We start from the raw sequence: 17,466 nt of genomic DNA on the forward strand, positions 1-17,466 counted from the left end.
ACCGGGTTACCCACTCAGTAGGTTTGCGAAGCGCTGACCTGCACTGCCTTGCGCAGTGGCAGCGGCAGCGGGTTGCTGTCGCGGGTGGTCAGGTGTTCCGGGAACAGCGTGATCAAGGTGCGATCCAGCGGCAGGTCTTCGGAGTCCGGCCCTACGAGGATCTTGAACTTGCCGGCGTCCACATCCCAGCTGTCGGTCTTCTCGACGTAGTACGCCAAGGAGCGCGAGTCGATCGGGATGCTTACCGTCTTGCTTTCACCCGGTTGCAGGTAAACCTTGGTGAAGCCCTTCAGCTCCTTCTCGGGACGGTCGACCGCCGGGTTGTTCGGGTGGACGTACAGCTGGGCCACTTCGAACCCGGCCTTGTCACCGGTGTTGGTCACTTTGAAAGTGACATCGACGGTGCTGCCCGGCGCCATGACGTTGGTCGACAGCTTCAGGTCGCTGTAACCGAACGTGGTGTAGGACAGGCCGTAACCGAACGGGTACAGCGGCTTGGCGTGCTTCTTGTCATAACCGCGATAACCCATGTACAGGCCTTCGCTGTAGGTCATTTCGGTCAGCGCATTGTCGCCACGGTAGGCAGCCGGATCCGGGTACGACGCGTAGCTCGGGTTGTCCTCGATCTTCTTGTCGATGGTGATCGGCAGCTTGCCCGAGGGGTTGACCTTGCCGAACAGAATCTCGGCCAGGGCCTGGCCGCCTTGCTGACCCGGGAACCAGGCTTGCAGCGATGCGCCGACCTTGTTGGCCCACGGCTGCATGTCCATCGAACCGCCGCCGTGCATGACCACGATGGTGTTGGGGTTGGCTTTGGTGACGAAGCTGATCAGCTCTGCTTGCTGGTCAGGCAGCTCGAAACCGTGGTCGGAACCTTCGCCTTCGTGCTCGTAGTTGGAACCTGTTGCGATGACGACCGCGTCGTACTTCGACAGGTCCTTCGGTGGACGCAGCGCGGCCCAGCTCATCTGCACGCCAGTCACGCCACCCAGTGCCGGGATGAAGTTGCCCTGAATGCGTTGGTACTCAAGCTTCACCGAGTACGACTTGCCAGCCACCAGTGCGGCGGTTTTGCCCGATGTCGTCAGCGCGTTGACCACGTCGGCAGAGTACGGCGCACCGTCGCTCTGCAGGACCAGCTCATCATTGACCCAGAGTTTGTACGGGCCGTCCGCACGGACCTTGAATACCTGGGCGCCGGAAACGGTCGGCTTGATGGTGGCCGTGTAACGCGCCGAAAACGCGCCCGGGGTCGGGCTGAAACCGGACACCGCGGTGGTGCCGGCGTTGGTTTCGTTGGTGCCGGTGGTCCAGTTGAGGTTCACGCCAGGCTCGACGCGGGTCACCGCCGGACTGCCGGAGAAGCTGGTGTTGGCGAAGTATTCCGCCTTCACGCCGGCATTGTTGACGTTATTGCTGCCAACCGCAGGCTGAAACCAGGCCGAGGCTTTAGGGTTCAGGCTCAGCTCGGACAGGTAGGTGACGTTGGTGCTGCTGGACGCCAGTTGCTGCAGACCGCTCAGCTCGGTGACGTAGCTGTTGGGCGGCGAGTTGGCGGTGCCGAACGGCGACGCAGGCGCCTGATAGGCCCAGTCACCGATGACCGCGATCTTCGCGTCGCGCGCCAGCGGCAGCAGCGGTTTGCCGGCCGCCGTGTTCTCGTTGCGCAGCAGCACGATCGACTCACGCGCCGTGTTCAGCGATGCGCGCTGGCCGTACTCGGGGTGGTCCAGAGTCTTGGCGGTGTTGAGGTTTTCCTGGAAGTCGTAGCTGACGATGGCGCGCAGGTTGCGTTTGACCTTGTCGTCGATGACGTTCTGGCTCAGCTGGCCGCTCCACACATACGGCATCAGGTTGGCTTCAGTGAATTGCAGGCCCGACGGCATGTCGATATCGGTGCCGGCCCAGGCGCCCTTGAACGCGTCATGGATTGCGTTGAAGTCACTGATCACGGTGCCCTGATAACCCCATTCACCCTTGAGCACGTCAGTGATCAGGTGATGGTTTTCACAGGCGTAATCGCCGTTGATCTTGTTGAAGCCACACATGATCGACGCGACGTTGGCGTTCTTCACCATCGACTCGAAGCCCGGCAGGTATAGCTCGCGCAGAGTACGCTCGTCGACCATCACGTTGACGGCCTGACGGTTGGCTTCCTGCTCGTTGGCCAGGTAGTGCTTGCCGCTCGCCTGAATGCCCTGAGCCTGAATGCCGTTGACCACGGCCGGCGCCAGTACGGCGCCGATGAACGGGTCTTCACCGCTGGCGTATTCCGCCGAGCGCCCGTTGTACGGCGTGCGGTACAGGTTGACGCCGGGGGAGAGCATTTGCTGACCGCCGGAGATCCGCGTCTCGTAGGCAATCGCCAGACCGAACTCCTTGGCGCGGTTGATGCTCCAGGTCGCCGCAAGGGCGGACTGCGACGGGTACTGCGCGCCAAAGGTGGCGTTGTTGACGTGTACGCCCATGGAGGAGTCATAGGCGACGGTGCCTTTGATGCCCCATTTGAGCAAAGACGGGATCATGTGGCCGTCGTTGACGCGGGTGAAGTTGATCTTCTCGGACTGATTCATGTTGTCGAGGATCGAACTGACCCGGGCTTCGACGGCGTTGCCGGTGGCAGGCGTGACCGCCGCCAGTGCCAGGTTGGCTTGCAGCACGCCAAGGGACAGCAGGCTCAAGGCCAGGGTGTGTTTGAAGGCTGACATCGGGAATGCGCTCACTGGTCGCTGACGGTGGCCGGACGGCGGGGTGCGTGGGTCGGTCATGGCTTCTGTACCAGAACCGGCGCGTCACCGGTGTCGACCGGCGCATCGAGCATGGCGGAAGAGGTCTGGGTGGTCGGCACGGCAACCTTGTCGACGCCGGACAACTGGTCGCGCTGTTTCTCAACATTTACGCGAAGTGTTTCTGCCGAGTTCGTCGTTTGAGTGGTCGTGGAGTCCGCCGCAACAGCAGCAAAACTGCAGGCGCCGAAAAGCACGACGCTGCAAACAGACAGCATGGGTCTATTCATCGATTGTTTCTCGATTGATGGGGTATGGAAAATATATGAACGCGCAAACCCGCCCCGTGAGAACAGGACGAACGTTAAGTCTGCGGAATCTACTGATTAGTTCAGGGTTTGCAAGATTATTTTTAAATTAGACGGGCGGTGATCGAAAAGGCGCGTTCAGGAGGGTTTCCGAGCAAGGCAGAGTGCTGGGTAGCAAACTATGAATCACAATTTACCGCAATAAATCACCCGGTTAATCGATTTAAGTGGCGACTATTTGCTCATAATAACGGATAAGCGTGATTTATATTGCTATGTTGAAAACCTAATTGCTATTAGGTTTAGCTTGCTGATAAGCTCTCTCCGCGCTGAGTAATCCTCGACCATTCAGACGACTGCATAGCCGCCTTAGTTGCCGATACACAGTCGCCAGCTATGGCGGTTAATAGCATTCAGTCGTTTATTTATATTCAACTAAAAAGTACGCAAGTTATACGCAAGCCGATTGAAGGCCGTTGGATGAATCATCCACGGCTTATAACGCGTGGGCGTTATTTAATAGTCGCCGTATTCATTAGTTAATCCATCATCCAGACCCATAACCGCCATGCGCCTAAACCCGCTCGACGCCAGACAGTTGCAGATTCCGGACGCCGAGCAGGTCTGCGCATGGCTGTCGGCGAACGCCGGGCTGAAGGCTGCTGATCTGGAGCGGGCGCGGCGCTTGATGGTCGAATCCGAAGGGACCGGGCTGCTGGCTTTACTGACCCGCCTGGGGCTGGTTTCGGAAACCGAGATGGCCCGGGCCTGGGCGGCGCTGCTGCAAACGCCGCTCTTGGCCCTCGACGCCGCAGCCGACATGCTTGATCCCTTGCCGGCCCTGACCGAGCGCTTCATGCGGCATTTCCAGGTGGTGCCCCTGGCGTGGCGCGAAGACGGTCTGCACGTCGCCTCCGCAAACCCATGCGAGCAATACGCCTTCGAAGCCATCGCCTATTGCTGTCAGGTGCCGGTGTGGCTGTCGATCGGTTCGCGCAATGACGTCGACACCCTGATCGAGCGCTATTACGGCCAGGGCCGCAGCGCCATCGGCACGCTGATCGAATCCCTCGACGACCACAACGGCTCGCCCGAAGACATCGAACACCTCAAGGACCTTGCCTCCGAAGCGCCGGTGATCCGGCTGGTCAACCTGATCCTGCAGCGGGCCGTCGAGCAACGGGCCTCGGACATTCACATCGAGCCGTTCGAGAGCCAGCTGAAAGTGCGTTATCGCATCGACGGCGTGCTCCACGAAGCCGAAGCACCGCCGTCCAGTTCTTCGGCAGCGGTGATCTCCCGGCTGAAAATCATGGCGCGCCTCGACATCGCCGAACGGCGCTTGCCCCAGGATGGCCGGATCATGCTGCGGATTCAGGGCAAGGAGCTGGACCTGCGGGTGAGCACCGTCCCCACCAGCTTTGGCGAGTCGGTGGTGATGCGTTTGCTTGACCGGCAGACCATCAACTTCGATTTTCCCAGCCTCGGGTTCGACGGCGAGCGCCTCGATGCTTTTCTGGCGGTGCTCGAGCGGCCCCACGGCATTCTGCTGGTGACCGGGCCGACTGGCTCCGGCAAAACCACCACGCTGTACACCGCGCTGTCGCGGCTCAACACGGCCGAACGCAAGATCATCACCGTCGAAGACCCGGTGGAATACCAGCTCGAAGGGATCAATCAGATTCAGGTCAAACCGGCCATCGGTCTGGACTTCGCCGGGGCGCTGCGCTCCATCGTCCGCCAGGACCCGGACGTGATCATGATCGGTGAAATGCGCGATCTGGAAACCTGCCGCATCGCCATTCAGTCTTCGCTGACCGGGCACCTGGTGCTGTCGACGTTGCACACCAACAGCGCGGCGGCAAGTATCACGCGCTTGCTGGACATGGGCGTCGAGAGCTACCTCATCGCCTCCACGGTCAACGGTATTCTCGCCCAGCGCCTGGTGCGCCGCCTTGATCCGCTGACCCGCGAAGCCTTCGAAGCCCCCCAGGCGCTGATCGACGAACACGAACTGGAGCGCTTCACCGACGAGCGTCCGATAATTCTGTACCGCCCGCGCACCGATGCGCCCGGCGGCGGTTATCGCGGCCGCAGTGCAATCACTGAACTGCTGGTAATGAACGAAGAACTGCGCAGCCTGCTGATGAGCCGCGCCGATGCCTCGACCCTGGAGCAGGCCGCGCGGCGCGCCGGGTTGCGTACGCTGCATGAGGAGGGCTTGCGTCAGGCGGTGGCGGGAATTACCTCGCTGGAAGAAGTCCTGCGCGTGACCCGAGGCGAATGACATGACGCCGTTCAAATACCGCGCGCTGGACGGTCAGGGCGCTGAACACAATGGCCTGCTGGACGCCGCCGACCGTGACGCCGCCATCGCCTTGCTGCACAAGCGCGGCTTGATGGTCCTGCAGGTCGACCCGTCGAGTCTGGGCGGCCTGCGTCAGGCCCTCGGCCGCGGCGCATTGAGCGGCGCCGCGCTGATGAGCTTCACCCAGCAACTGGCGACCCTGCTCGGCGCCGGCCAGCCCCTGGAACGCTCGCTGACCATTCTGCTGCGACAACCCGGCCAGTCCCGGAATCAGATTCAGACCCGCGCGCTGATCGAGCGCATTCGCGAGCAGGTCAAGGCTGGTAAGCCGCTGTCCGTGGCGCTGGAAGAAGAGGGCCGGCAGTTCTCCCCGCTGTACATCAGCATGATCCGCGCGGGCGAAGCCGGCGGCGCGCTGGAAAACACCCTGCGTCAGCTCAGCGAGTACCTGGAGCGCAGCCAGATGCTGCGCGGCGAGGTGATCAACGCGCTGATCTACCCGGCGTTTCTGGTGGTCGGCGTGCTCGGTTCCCTGGCGCTGCTGCTCGCGTACGTCGTGCCGCAATTCGTGCCGATCTTTCGCGACCTCGGCGTGCCGATTCCCTTCATCACCCAGGCGATTCTCTGGCTCGGGCAGTTCCTCAGTGAATACGGGCTGATGCTGCTCGCCGGCAGCATCGCGTTGATCTGGATCATCGCCCTGCGCGCCCGCGATCCCCAACGCCGCTTGCGACGTGACCGGCGTCTGTTGCGCATGCGTGTGATCGGCCCGTTGCTGCAGCGCATCGAAGCGGCCCGGCTGGCGCGCACCCTCGGCACCTTGCTGAACAACGGCGTGGCGCTGTTGCAGGCGCTGGTCATTGCCCGGCAAGTCTGCAGCAACCGCGCGCTGCAGCAGCAGGTCGAGCAGGCCAGTGAGTCGGTGAAAGGCGGCGGCACGCTGGCCAGTGCGTTCGGCGAGCAACCGCTGCTGCCGGACCTGGCCCTGCAAATGATCGAAGTCGGCGAACAGGCCGGCGAACTGGACACCATGTTGCTGAAGGTGGCCGACGTGTTCGATGTCGAGGCCAAACGCGGCATCGACCGCATGCTCGCCGCGCTGGTGCCGACCCTGACCGTGGTCATGGCGGTGCTGGTGGCGGTGATCATGCTGGCCATCATGCTGCCGCTGATGAGCCTGACCAGCAATATTTGAAGCCCACCCCCTTTCAATCAGAGAACCAGACCGATGCGCCGCACGCCGTTCACCGCTGTCACCCGCCGCCAGCGCGGCTTCACCCTGCTGGAGATGCTCGCGGTCATCGTGCTGCTGGGCATCGTTGCGACCATCGTCGTGCGCCAGGTCGGCGGCAACGTCGACAAGGGCAAGTACGGCGCCGGCAAGGCGCAGTTGGCGAGCCTGAGCATGAAGATCGAAAGCTACGGCCTGGACCTGGGTTCGCCGCCGAAAACCCTGCAGCAACTGGTCGAAAAACCGGCCAACGCTTCAGGCTGGGCCGGGCCGTACGCCAAGCCTTCAGACCTCAAAGACCCGTTCGGTCACGCCTTCGGCTATCGCTTTCCGGGTCAGCATGGCCCGTTCGACCTGATTTTCTTCGGTCAGGACGGCCAGCCCGGCGGCGAAGGCTACAACGCCGACCTGGGCAACTGGGAGTAATCGGCGAGCATGAAAGCGCCTGGGGCAAGCCGCGGTTTTACCCTGCTGGAGATGCTGGTGGTCATCGTCTTGATGAGCATCGGTATCGGTGTGGTCGGCCTTGGCTTGCACAAGGGGTTGCAGCAGGCCGCGGACCGCCAGTTGCTCGGGCAAATGGTTCAGGCACTGCGCACGACCCGCAGCGCGGCGATCATCAGCGGCCAGCCTCGGGAGACTTCATTTGATCTCGACCGCCGCACCTTTAAGGTCCCTGGCAAACGGCCCCAGCAATGGCCCGCCGAGGTGGGCGTGCAGTTGAACACGGCGGCGGATCTGAATGCAGCTGTCGCGTTCTACCCGGATGGCAGTTCCAGCGGCGGCAATCTGCTGGTGTTCCAGGGTGAGCGGCGCTGGCGCATTGACGTCGGCTGGCTGACCGGCAGCGTCAAGAGCCGTGCTTTGCCATGAAGGCTCGCGACGGTCAGGCCGGTTTCACCCTGCTGGAAATGCTCGCCGCGCTGGTGGTCATGGCCCTGTGCAGTGGCGTGCTGCTGATGGCGTTCGGCCAGAGCGCTCGCTCGTTACAGCAGGTTGATCGCGCGGACCGGCTCAGCCAGGTGGCGCGTTCGGTGCTGGATGATCAGGCGGTCGGCGTGTTGCAGCCGGGCCAGAGCAGCGGTGTCATGGATAACAGCATTCAGTGGGCGATGAGCGTTTCTGCGTTGCCCACTGCCGCTGGGCAGCCACGCCTGTTGCGGGTGGAGTTGACCGTCAGTGAAGACCGGCGTGAGGCGCGGTTCAGCACGCTGCGGCTGGTCAGTCCTTCCAGGGCGGGCGCCCAGTGAGCAGACGACAAGCGGGTTTTACCCTGCTGGAAATCATGATCGTGCTGAGCCTGCTGGCGGTGCTGCTGACCCTGGTCGGCGGCGCGCTGGTGGGTGCCAATCGCGCGATGGTCAAGGCCGATCGCTATACCTCACGGCTGGATGAGCGGCGGGCGGCCCAGGGCTTTTTGCGTCAGGCCATCAGCCAGGCGCTGCCGCTGGATCTCGCCGAAAACGACTCTTCCGGCGCGGGGCTGTTCGTGGGTTCGGCACAGCGCATGCAGTTCGCCGCGACCTTGCCGGGCAACCTGGGCGGCGGCATTCAGCTGCACACCCTGGAGATGTCCGGGCCGGCAGCGGACCGTCGCTTGCAGATCGCCTTCGCCCAGGTCCAGGACAACGTATTGCGCGCGTGGGGTGAGCCCCAGGTGTTGCTTCACGGGATGAACAGTTTGTCGTTGAGCTATCGCGGCGTGACCCCAAAAGGTGAGGCGACCGGCTGGCTGGCTGAGTGGCCGTGGCCCAACCGTTTGCCCCGCGCCGTGCGCGTCGACGTGCAGATGGATGGCCCGGTGAACTGGCCCAGCGAAGTCATCGCCCTGCGGCTGGACCTGTCCGGCGGGGCGTCCGGCGCTGTGGCATCTGCAGGAGCCACGCAATGAATCGGCAGCGCGGCGTGGCCTTGTTGCTGGTGCTTTGGGCAGTGGCGACGCTGAGCCTGTTGCTCGGCGGTCTGGCCAGCTGGGTGCAGCTGGAAACCCGGCAGGCGTTATGGCAGCGGCAGCACACCCAGGCGCTGCTGGCGGCCCAGGCCGGGATGAACCTGGCGTTGCAGTCGTTGCTGGACCTGAATCACCGACCGCGCTGGATTGCCGACGGCCGCGCCGTGCCGCTGGCCTTCGACGACGCGCGGATGGTGGTCAGCGTCAGCAGCGAGCGCGGCAAGCTCGATCTGAATGCGGCCAGCAATGAGGACATCACGCGGGTCGCCCAGGCCTGCGGCGCGGATCGCGATCAGGCGACCCGTCTGGGCCGTGCTTTACAGGCGCGTCGAGACGGCCGTGCTGCGCCGTTGCGGGTTATCGAAGAACTGCGCCAGGTCCCGGGGATGACCCAACGCCTATACCAGCGCATTGCCCCGGAAGTGACGCTGTGGAGCGGGCTATCGCGGCCGGACGCCGCATTCGCCTCGCCGTTGCTGCGCAGCGCCTTGAATCTGCCGCAAGAGACAGCCACGGGCACCGACCCTGGCAGCGTGCTGAGCATCGACAGTCAGGCGCAACTGCCGGATGGCGTTGTCGCCCGGCTTCAGACCACCGTTCTACTGTCCCCATCGGAGGGTAACGCTCAACCGTATCGGGTGCTGCGTTGGGAAGAATGAATTCACTCCTTTCAGTCCCTGCGCCGCTTCGGGCGTACCTGGCCAATTTTGAACGGCGCTGGCAGGGCAGCGTGGCGCAACGTGTCTGGCAGCTCTGGCTCGCGGAATTGCGAAGCTGCGTGCCGGCGCGTTTGCGTCATCGCTTCAGCGCCCAGGTACCCGTGCAGACCCATCGCTGGCCGATCACGATGCCCGGCCCCAACGTGCAGGCCGGCGCCCGGCAAGTGTTGATGCTGCCGACCCCCTTGGTGATGATCCATCGCCTGCAATTGCCGACGGCGGCGTCGCGGGATCTCAACGCCGTGGTCGGCTATGAGCTGGACAAATACACGCCGTATCCCCGCGACCAGTTGCTTTATGTGGTGCGCCAGGACGGCCGCAGCGCCGGGTGGTTGCAAGTCACCCTGATCGCCATCCTCCGCGAGCGCCTGAACGCGATTCTGGCGGACTGCACCGCCCTCGGCTTGACGCCGCAACGGGTGGACGCCTGCGCAGAGGACGGCACGCCGCAGGGCATCGACCTGCTGCCCGACGCCGCGCGTCCGGTGAACCCGCGCGCAGGCATCGACCGGCGTCGTGTGCTTGCCGGGTCATGCGCCGTGCTGCTCATCACGCTGATGGGCCTGTGGCTGCACGATCGTCAGCAACGGCTGCAAGGCATGCGCGCCACGGTGCAAGCCCAGAAAGCCGAGGTGGCGCAGGTCCAGCAGCTGCGTCAGCAACTGACCAACACCCTCGGCGCCGCCGATTACCTGACCCGGCACAAGGCCGCGCGCCCGACCATGGCGGCGCTGATGAGTGAACTGACCGCCTGCCTGCCCGATGACACCTGGCTGGAGCATCTCGAAATCGACGCTGACGACGTGTCGTTTTCCGGCCAGAGCGTGCGTGCCAGTGCGCTGATCGGCCGCTTGAAAGACTGCCGCAGCCTGGAAAATCCGCAGTTTCAGGGCGTGATTCTGCCCGACGCCGGCAGCGGCAAAGAACGCTTTGCCCTGCACTCACGCTTGCATCAGGAGGCCGCCGATGGGCCGAGCGCTGACACCCCGTGAACGTCGCGGCGCTGCATTGATCGTCCTCGCGCTGGTGATCGGCGCAGGCTACTGGCTGCTGATCGACAGTTGGTTCGCCGGCCCGCTGCGGGACATGGGCGAAGAGACCGAGCAACTCAAGTCCCAACAGCAGCGCTACGCCGGCGTGCTGCAGCAGCGCGAAAGCCTGACCGCAGCGCTGGAAACGGCCGCGCAGGACCCGGCCAGCAGCACGAGCCTGTTGACCGGCGAAGACCCCAGCGCCGTGGCCGCCGATCTCATGCAGCGCGTCGCTGACGTCATCACTGCCCAAGGCGCGAACGGCGCCGGCTGCACGCTCACTCAACGGATGCCGATCACCCCGGAGCAGGACGGCAGCGAGCCGTTTCGCCAGGTCAAGGTCAGCGTCACCCTGGAATGCGCCATCGAGCCGTTGATGGCGGTGTTGCACGGGCTGGAGTATCAGCGGCCGTTGCTGTTCATCGATCACATGAGCGTGCGCCGCGCGAGCAGTGCGCCAGGAAAAGGCGGGGCAGGGCGGTTGACGGTGCAACTGCTGATTCGCGGCTATTTGCAGCCGGTGGCGGCCAAGGCAACTGCCGATCAACCCGACGCCGCGCAGGCCGCCCCATGATGCGATTCCCGATAACGGCCGAGCGCGCGCTGATGGCCGTCGCCCTTGTCCTGCTGGTGCTGATCGCTCTGGTGCTCAACGGCACCTGGCAGTCGGCGGACTGGCTGCCTGCCGAATCGGCTCATCGCCCGGCCGTCGCAGCAAAAACGCCGGTGTTGTCGCCCGTGGCATTGCCCAGTCTGGCCAACGCCTGGCAGACCCCGCTGTTCAGCGTCGACCGCCGACCGGACCTGCAACAGCCGGCCAATCAGGCAGCGTCCAGCCTGAGCGGGCTGACCCTGACCGGCGTGCTGCTCGACGGCACGGTGCAGCTGGCATTCATCAAACCGGCCACCGGCCCGGCGCTGAAAGTCCGCCTCAACGGGCCGTTGCCCAACGGCTGGACCCTACGCGCCATCAGCCCGACGAGTGCCACGTTTGGCCTCGGCGAGCGCAACGAAACCCTCACTGTCCGGCGCCTGCGATTGCCTGCGCCGTCGACCTCACCACCGCTTTCCCTTTCCCGTGAAGACCTCCATGAACCTCCCCCGTAATCCTTCCCTGCGCCGTGCCCGCAGCACCAAACCCGTCGCGACGCTGCGCTCGCCCTTGCTGTGCCTGGCGGCGGCCGTCGCCTTGAGCGGCTGCACCACCGCGCCGACGACCCTTGAGCCGGACAACGGCATGCTGCGCGAGGCGCTGGACGGAACCGGAAGCCAGCGTCGGCCGGTCGACCCGCGCAGCGAGCCAATGCCGGTTCAGGCACAAGCCAGTCCCGCGGACAGCTCGACGGCGACTACCGGCACACGGCAGATCATCAGGGGCACCCAGCGCTTCGTGAAAACACCGGCGCCGACAGCCGCAACGCCACGCGCGGCGGAAGGTGACATCGTCTTCAATTTCGCCAACCAGCCCATCGAAGCGGTGGTCAACAGCATCCTCGGCGACATGCTTCACGAGAGCTACACCATTGCCCAAGGGGTAAAGGGCGAAGTGAGTTTTTCCACGTCGCGGCCGGTCAACCCGCAGCAGGCGCTGTCGATTCTGGAGACCCTGCTGTCGTGGACCGACAACGCGATGATTCGCCAGGGCAATCGCTACGTCATCCTTCCGGCCAGCCAGGCGATTGCCGGCAAACTGGTGCCGGAAATGGCCGTGGCCCAGCCCTCTGCCGGGTTGTCGGCGCGGCTGTTCCCGCTGCGCTACATCTCCGCCACCGAGATGCAGAAGCTGCTCAAGCCGTTCGCCCGGGAGAACGCGTTCCTGCTGGTGGACCCTGCGCGCAATGTGCTGAGCCTGGCGGGAACCACTGAAGAGCTGGCGAACTATCAGCAGACCATCGACACCTTCGACGTCGACTGGCTCAAGGGCATGTCGGTCGGCGTGTTCGGCCTGCAACGGGCCTCGGTCAGCGAGCTGATGCCGGAGCTGCAGAAGCTGTTCGGGCCGGACAGCGGCATGCCGTTGGCGGGGATGGTGCGTTTTCTGCCGATCGAGCGGACCAACTCGGTCGTGGCGTTTTCGTCCCAGCCCGAGTACCTGAACGAAGTGGGCACCTGGATTCGCACCATCGATGAGGGCGGCGGCAACGAGCCGCAGCTGTACGTGTACGACGTGCGCAACATGAAGGCCACTGACCTGGCGAAATACCTCAAGCAGATCTACGGCACGGGCGCGGTACAAGAGGAGAGCGCGGCGAAGGTCGCGCCGGGTTTGCGCACGCGCTCGATGTCATCGTTGACGGGGGGCACGTCTGGCGGTCTGGGTTCAGGTAGCGGATTGAATGGCAGCGCCGGTTTGAACAGCAATGGCCAAGGCGGCATGTCCCAGAACGGGACTCAGAACACGGCGACCTCGGACGACGAGCAGGAGCAAGACGCGGACACCAGCAGCGACAGCGGTTCCGACGACAGCACGTCATCGGCCACTGCCACCTCGGGCAACGGGCAGAAAGGCTTGGACTCGACCACCCGCATCTCGGCGCAGAAGAGCAGCAACCAGCTGCTGGTGCGCACGCGGCCAGCGCAGTGGAAAGAGATCGAAGCGGCGATCAAACGTCTGGACAATGCGCCGCTGCAAGTGCAGATCGAAACGCGGATCCTCGAGGTCAAGCTGACCGGCGAGCTGGATCAGGGGGTTCAGTGGTACCTCGGTCGCCTGGCCGGCAATTCCACCAGCACAACCGTCGCCAACACTGCCGGCAGTCAGGGTGCGCTGGGGGGAGGAGGGGCCGGGCTGGGCTCGACGGACTCGCTGTTCTACTCCTTCGTCAGCACCAACCTGCAAGTGGCGATTCACGCGCTGGAAACCAACGGCCGCACCCAGGTGCTGTCGGCGCCGTCGCTGGTGGTGATGAACAACGAAAGCGCGCAGATTCAGGTCGGTGACAACATCCCCATCAGCCAGACCACCGTGAACACCGGCACCTCGGACACCACCCTCAGCAGCGTCGAGTATTTGCAGACCGGCGTGATTCTCAACGTCGTCCCGCGCATCAACCCGGGCGGTCTGGTGTACATGGACATTCAGCAGCAGGTCAGCGATGCCGACGACACCGTGACGGTGAACGGCAACCCGCGCATCTCCACGCGCTCGGTGTCGACCCAGGTCGCTGCGCAAAGCGGGCAGACCGTGTTGCTTGGCGGGCTGATCAAGCAGGACAACAGCGAGAGTGTCAGCGCCGTGCCGTACCTGGGCCGGGTGCCCGGGCTGGGCTGGCTGTTCGGCAATCGCAGCAAGTCCAGGGACCGCACCGAATTGCTGGTGCTGATCACGCCGCGGGTCATCAGCAGCAGCAGCCAGGCACGCCAGGTCACCGACGATTATCGTCAGCAGATGCAGTTGTTGAACGGCTCAGGCGCGCCACAAGCCCTGCGCTAGACGCTCGCGCAGGGGGAACAAAGTTTTCCGGGGTGCGCAGTGTGGGCGCTAATATGCGCAGGAACGCTTGCGAACGGGCGGCTCGGACGTCCCGCTTTCGCCCACTTCCCACACGGGAGCCATCACCGGCCCCAACACGGAAAACCAACAATGATCTTGAGAGTGACTGGGGTGGTGATGGCGATTTTCGCCATTGCCCTGTTGTACATGGGTGCGCAACTGGTGGCCGCCGGCGGCTCGGCGGCGTACTCGATTATTGCCCTCGCGGTATTGGTCTCGGCGGTGCTGCTGATCCTGAAAAGGAAAGCGGCGCTGACGGTGTATGCGCTGCTGATGTGGGGGATTCTGATCTGGATCGGCTACGAGGTCGGCTTCGACAAATGGCAGTGGATTCCGCGCGGCGATCTGTTCGCGCTGCTGGGTCTGTGGCTGGCGCTGCCGTGGGTGGTGCGTCCGCTGTACAAGGCGCAGAACCCGGGCGACACGCGCCGCTTCCATCCGTTTCTGGGTGGCACCGTGGGCGTGATGATGCTGATCGTGCTGGCGTTGATGTTCTACGACCCGTACCCGGTGGCGGGCAAGATCGACACCCCGCAGGCAACCCGCAGCACGGGCGAAGCCGGCAATGACTGGGTCGCTTACGGCGGCACCAACAACGGTCAGCGTTTCTCCAGCCTCGATCAGATCAATGCGGGCAACGTGAAGAAGCTGTCCGTGGCGTGGGAATACCACACCGGCGATTTGCGCGATGCCGCCAAAGACGCCGGCGAGTACACCTTCGAAGCCACGCCGCTGAAGGTCAACAACCGGGTCTATGTCTGCACCGCACACAACGAAGTGCACGCGTTGAACCCTGAAACCGGCAAACTGGACTGGAAGTGGGAACCGGAAAAAAACCGCTCCTACCTGCAGCAGCATCAGACCTGCCGTGGCGTCAGCTACTACGCGCCGGCCGCAACGGCTGCGGCCAAGGCCTCGCCGAGCCAGTGCGCCAAACGCATCCTCACCGCCACGACTGACGCGAAGCTGGTAGCCCTCGACGCCGACAGCGGCAAACTGTGCAGCGATTTCGGCAACAACGGCGTGGTCGATCTCAGCGCCAATATGGGCGAGATCCGCCCCCACGCGCTGATGCAGACCGCCGCGCCGCTGATCGCCGGTGATCTGATCATCGTCGGCGGTTCAGTGATGGACAACGGCTACAACGACGGCAACCCGTCGGGTGTGATCCGCGCCTACAACGCCGTGACCGGCACGCTGGTGTGGAATTTCGATCCGGCCAACCCGGCCATGACCCAGCCCATCGCCGTCGATCAGACCTACCCGCAGGACACACCCGTGGCGTGGGGTACTTTGAGCGCCGACATGAAAAACGGCCTGGTGTTTGTGCCGTTCGGCAACGCTTCGCCGGACGAGCTCGGCATCAACCGCGACCCGAACAGCAACACGGAAAAATTCCGCGACACGCTGGTGGCCCTGGACCTGAACACCGGTGCGTTCAAGTGGAAATTCCAGTCCTCGAACAACGATCTCTGGGACCGCGATAACCCGTCGCAGCCGACGCTGATGGACGTGGGCAAAGAGGGCAGCAAGCAACCAGCGCTGATCCTGCCGACCAAAGTGGGCAACATCTTTATGCTGAACCGGCTGACCGGCGAACCGATTTTTCCGGTCGATCAGGTCAAGGTGTCGACCCAGGGCGGCGTGCCGGGCGAGCATTTCGCGCCGACCCAGCCGGTGTCGAAGATCAACTTCATCCCGGAACCGCTGAGCGAAAAATCGATGTGGGGCCTGACGCCGTTCGATCAGATGTCCTGCCGCACCACCTACAACAGGCTGCGCTACGACGGCAATCCATGGACGCCGAGTACCGAGCAGGGGTCGCTGATCTTCCCGGGCAACATCGGGGCGTTCAACTGGGGCTCGGTGGCGGTTGACCCGGATCGGCAGATTCTGATCGCCGCGCCGGTGCGTCTGGCCTACACCTATCACCTGATCAAGCGCACCCCGGAGACCGCCGAGAAACGGCTGTTCACCCAGGACGGCACGCCGTACTGGAACGAGAACTTCAACGGTGACTACGCGATTCGCATCAAGCAGTTCGCTTCGGCGCTGGGCGTGCCGTGCATTGCGCCACCGTGGGGCCGCATGGTCGGGGTTGACCTGACCACCGGCAAAACCGAGTGGATGCGCCGCACCGGCACCACCCAAAACCTCAAGACCTCGTTCCTGCCGGGCCGCTTCCCGATCGGCTTCCCGATGGGCATGGTCGCCCACGGCGGTCCGCTGGTGACGGCGGGCGGCGTGGTGTTCCATGGCGCCACGGCGGACAACTTCATCCGCGCCTACGACATCAACAGCGGTGACGTGCTCTGGGAGAAGGAACTGCCAGCGGGCGGTCAGGCGACGCCTTCGACGTACATGGGCAGCGACGGCAAGCAGTACGTCGTCATCTCGGCCGGCGGGCACGGCTCGCTCGGCACCACGTTGGGTGACAGCGTGATTGCGTTTCGTCTGGATTGATTTGACTGATGTGTGAGAAAGGCCGTGACGCCGTTGTGCGTCACGGCCTTTTTTGTGATGGCATCCCGCACATTCTTGGGTGCTCACACCGGCCTGTTCCCGGCTGAAGCCGGTCCTACCAGAGATATTCGGTCCTACCATGCCGCATATGTCGCATCACCAAGCAGCGGCGCTCCCGCAAAGCAACCGCATTCAGCCCTAAAAAACGATGTCCCGGTAGAACGCTTTCAGCGTATCAACGAACTCTTCGGACAATTTTGTCCGCGTCTGGGCCGGGGCCCACATGACGTAGGTGGGGAAGAGTATCTGCGGCACGAACGGGCGGATGACGATATCGCGATGGCGATAATCCCGGGCCACCAGCGGGTGGGCGAGGGTGATGCCCATGCCCAGTGCCACCATCTCGCAATTGATCGCGCTGTACTGCGCCTCCACGGTCATGACCCGTTCCACGCCCGCCTGCTCGAACAGGCCATCGACCAGCGCGCGGGTGCCGTCACCGTGGCAGAGCGAGACAAAGGTCTCTCCCTCCAGATCGGTGAAGGTGATCTCTTCCTGGCTCGCCAATGGATGAGCCGCCGGCAGCACGCACACCGCCGCCACTTCACTGAGCAACTCGATCTGCTGACTGTCGACATCGCCGGGGTGCACCACAATCCCCACGTCGCAGAACTGGGACTTCACCCATTGCTCGACGGTGGGCGAAGAGTTCACGTGCAGGGAAACCGTCAGCTCCGGTCGCGACTCGGTAAACGCCTTCAGCACCCGGGGAATCATGCTCAGCCCGGTCGAAGGCACCGCCGCCACCCGCAAGCGCCCCGTGCCCAAGTTACGGATGTTTTTGGCCGACAGCTTGAGGCTGTCCAGCCCGACATAGGCGCGCTCGACCTCCTGAAAAAACGCCTGACCCTCCTGAGTCGGAATCAGCCTGACGCCCGCCCGCTTGAACAGGGTCAGCCCGGTGCTGAGTTCCAGTTGGGCAATCAGCCGGCTGATGTTGGGTTGCGAGGTAAACAGCACCTCCGCCGCAGCGGTCATGGAACCCAGGCGCATGACGCTGCGGAAAGCTTCGATCTGTCTCAGGTTCATGGCGCGCTCCATATCAAATATGAATAACTAAGGCGGATATCCGTATTTGACCATATGGAGGGGCCGTCGCAATACTCGAACCAGCCACCCATAGCGCACATCAAGATGCGCCACCCCGCGATGGATTCGCCGGGAGCATGCACGCTG

15 protein-coding genes are annotated in these 17,466 nt (G+C 63.7%); 12 read left to right on the forward strand and 3 right to left on the reverse strand.

Annotated features, from left to right (window positions below):
* Positions 1 to 14: 14 nt before the first annotated feature.
* Together AC07RO_RS05630 and AC07RO_RS05635 are read right to left on the reverse strand one after the other, a co-directional pair.
* Complete coding sequence (locus AC07RO_RS05630) at positions 15 to 2,708, reverse strand: beta-glucosidase (protein ID WP_346626153.1); 2,694 nt, start codon at positions 2,706 to 2,708, stop codon at positions 15 to 17.
* Between the two features lie 56 nt (positions 2,709 to 2,764).
* A complete protein-coding gene (locus AC07RO_RS05635) occupies positions 2,765 to 3,004 on the reverse strand; it encodes a hypothetical protein (RefSeq protein ID WP_192173871.1) in 240 nt (79 codons plus the stop codon).
* A gap of 598 nt (positions 3,005 to 3,602) precedes the next feature.
* On the opposite strand from AC07RO_RS05635, the gene gspE reads away from it, so the two are divergent.
* From gspE to AC07RO_RS05695, 12 genes are all read left to right on the forward strand, one after another.
* Positions 3,603 to 5,321: a type II secretion system ATPase GspE gene (gspE, locus tag AC07RO_RS05640; protein ID WP_495085493.1), complete on the forward strand. Its 1,719-nt coding sequence runs from the start codon at positions 3,603 to 3,605 to the stop codon at positions 5,319 to 5,321.
* Between the two features lies 1 nt (position 5,322).
* Entirely contained in the window at positions 5,323 to 6,537 is a 1,215-nt protein-coding gene (gene gspF / locus AC07RO_RS05645; protein ID WP_495085494.1) for a type II secretion system inner membrane protein GspF, read from the forward strand.
* Between the two features lie 33 nt (positions 6,538 to 6,570).
* Complete coding sequence (gspG, locus tag AC07RO_RS05650) at positions 6,571 to 6,999, forward strand: type II secretion system major pseudopilin GspG (RefSeq protein ID WP_205483376.1); 429 nt, start codon at positions 6,571 to 6,573, stop codon at positions 6,997 to 6,999.
* A 9-nt stretch (positions 7,000 to 7,008) separates the two neighbouring features.
* Complete coding sequence (locus tag AC07RO_RS05655) at positions 7,009 to 7,446, forward strand: GspH/FimT family pseudopilin (protein ID WP_495085495.1); 438 nt, start codon at positions 7,009 to 7,011, stop codon at positions 7,444 to 7,446.
* Complete coding sequence (locus AC07RO_RS05660; protein WP_495085496.1) at positions 7,443 to 7,823, forward strand: type II secretion system protein; 381 nt, start codon at positions 7,443 to 7,445, stop codon at positions 7,821 to 7,823. The genes AC07RO_RS05655 and AC07RO_RS05660 overlap by 4 nt, the downstream gene beginning before the upstream one ends.
* On the forward strand, positions 7,820 to 8,464 hold the full coding sequence (locus AC07RO_RS05665) for a type II secretion system protein GspJ (protein ID WP_495085497.1): 645 nt from the start codon (positions 7,820 to 7,822) through the stop codon (positions 8,462 to 8,464). Before AC07RO_RS05660 ends, AC07RO_RS05665 begins: the two co-directional genes overlap by 4 nt.
* Positions 8,461 to 9,183, forward strand: coding sequence for a type II secretion system minor pseudopilin (locus tag AC07RO_RS05670; RefSeq protein WP_495085498.1), 723 nt, complete (start codon positions 8,461 to 8,463; stop codon positions 9,181 to 9,183). Before AC07RO_RS05665 ends, AC07RO_RS05670 begins: the two co-directional genes overlap by 4 nt.
* The gene (locus tag AC07RO_RS05675; RefSeq protein ID WP_495085499.1) at positions 9,180 to 10,235 is read left to right on the forward strand and encodes a PilN domain-containing protein; all 1,056 of its coding nucleotides are present in this window, start codon (positions 9,180 to 9,182) and stop codon (positions 10,233 to 10,235) included. Before AC07RO_RS05670 ends, AC07RO_RS05675 begins: the two co-directional genes overlap by 4 nt.
* Positions 10,210 to 10,848: a type II secretion system protein GspM gene (gspM, locus tag AC07RO_RS05680; protein WP_495085500.1), complete on the forward strand. Its 639-nt coding sequence runs from the start codon at positions 10,210 to 10,212 to the stop codon at positions 10,846 to 10,848. The genes AC07RO_RS05675 and gspM overlap by 26 nt, the downstream gene beginning before the upstream one ends.
* The gene (locus tag AC07RO_RS05685; RefSeq protein WP_495085501.1) at positions 10,845 to 11,381 is read left to right on the forward strand and encodes a hypothetical protein; all 537 of its coding nucleotides are present in this window, start codon (positions 10,845 to 10,847) and stop codon (positions 11,379 to 11,381) included. The genes gspM and AC07RO_RS05685 overlap by 4 nt, the downstream gene beginning before the upstream one ends.
* The gene (gene gspD / locus AC07RO_RS05690) at positions 11,365 to 13,707 is read left to right on the forward strand and encodes a type II secretion system secretin GspD (RefSeq protein WP_495085502.1); all 2,343 of its coding nucleotides are present in this window, start codon (positions 11,365 to 11,367) and stop codon (positions 13,705 to 13,707) included. Before AC07RO_RS05685 ends, gspD begins: the two co-directional genes overlap by 17 nt.
* 150 nt (positions 13,708 to 13,857) lie before the next feature.
* Positions 13,858 to 16,230: a membrane-bound PQQ-dependent dehydrogenase, glucose/quinate/shikimate family gene (locus AC07RO_RS05695; RefSeq protein ID WP_495085503.1), complete on the forward strand. Its 2,373-nt coding sequence runs from the start codon at positions 13,858 to 13,860 to the stop codon at positions 16,228 to 16,230.
* Between the two features lie 198 nt (positions 16,231 to 16,428).
* Here AC07RO_RS05695 and AC07RO_RS05700 read toward each other — a convergent pair whose 3' ends face one another.
* Entirely contained in the window at positions 16,429 to 17,319 is an 891-nt protein-coding gene (locus tag AC07RO_RS05700; RefSeq protein ID WP_495085504.1) for a LysR substrate-binding domain-containing protein, read from the reverse strand.
* Between the last annotated feature and the right edge of the window lie 147 nt (positions 17,320 to 17,466).

The sequence above is a fragment of the Pseudomonas sp. GW821-FHT07F05 genome (assembly GCF_059418765.1).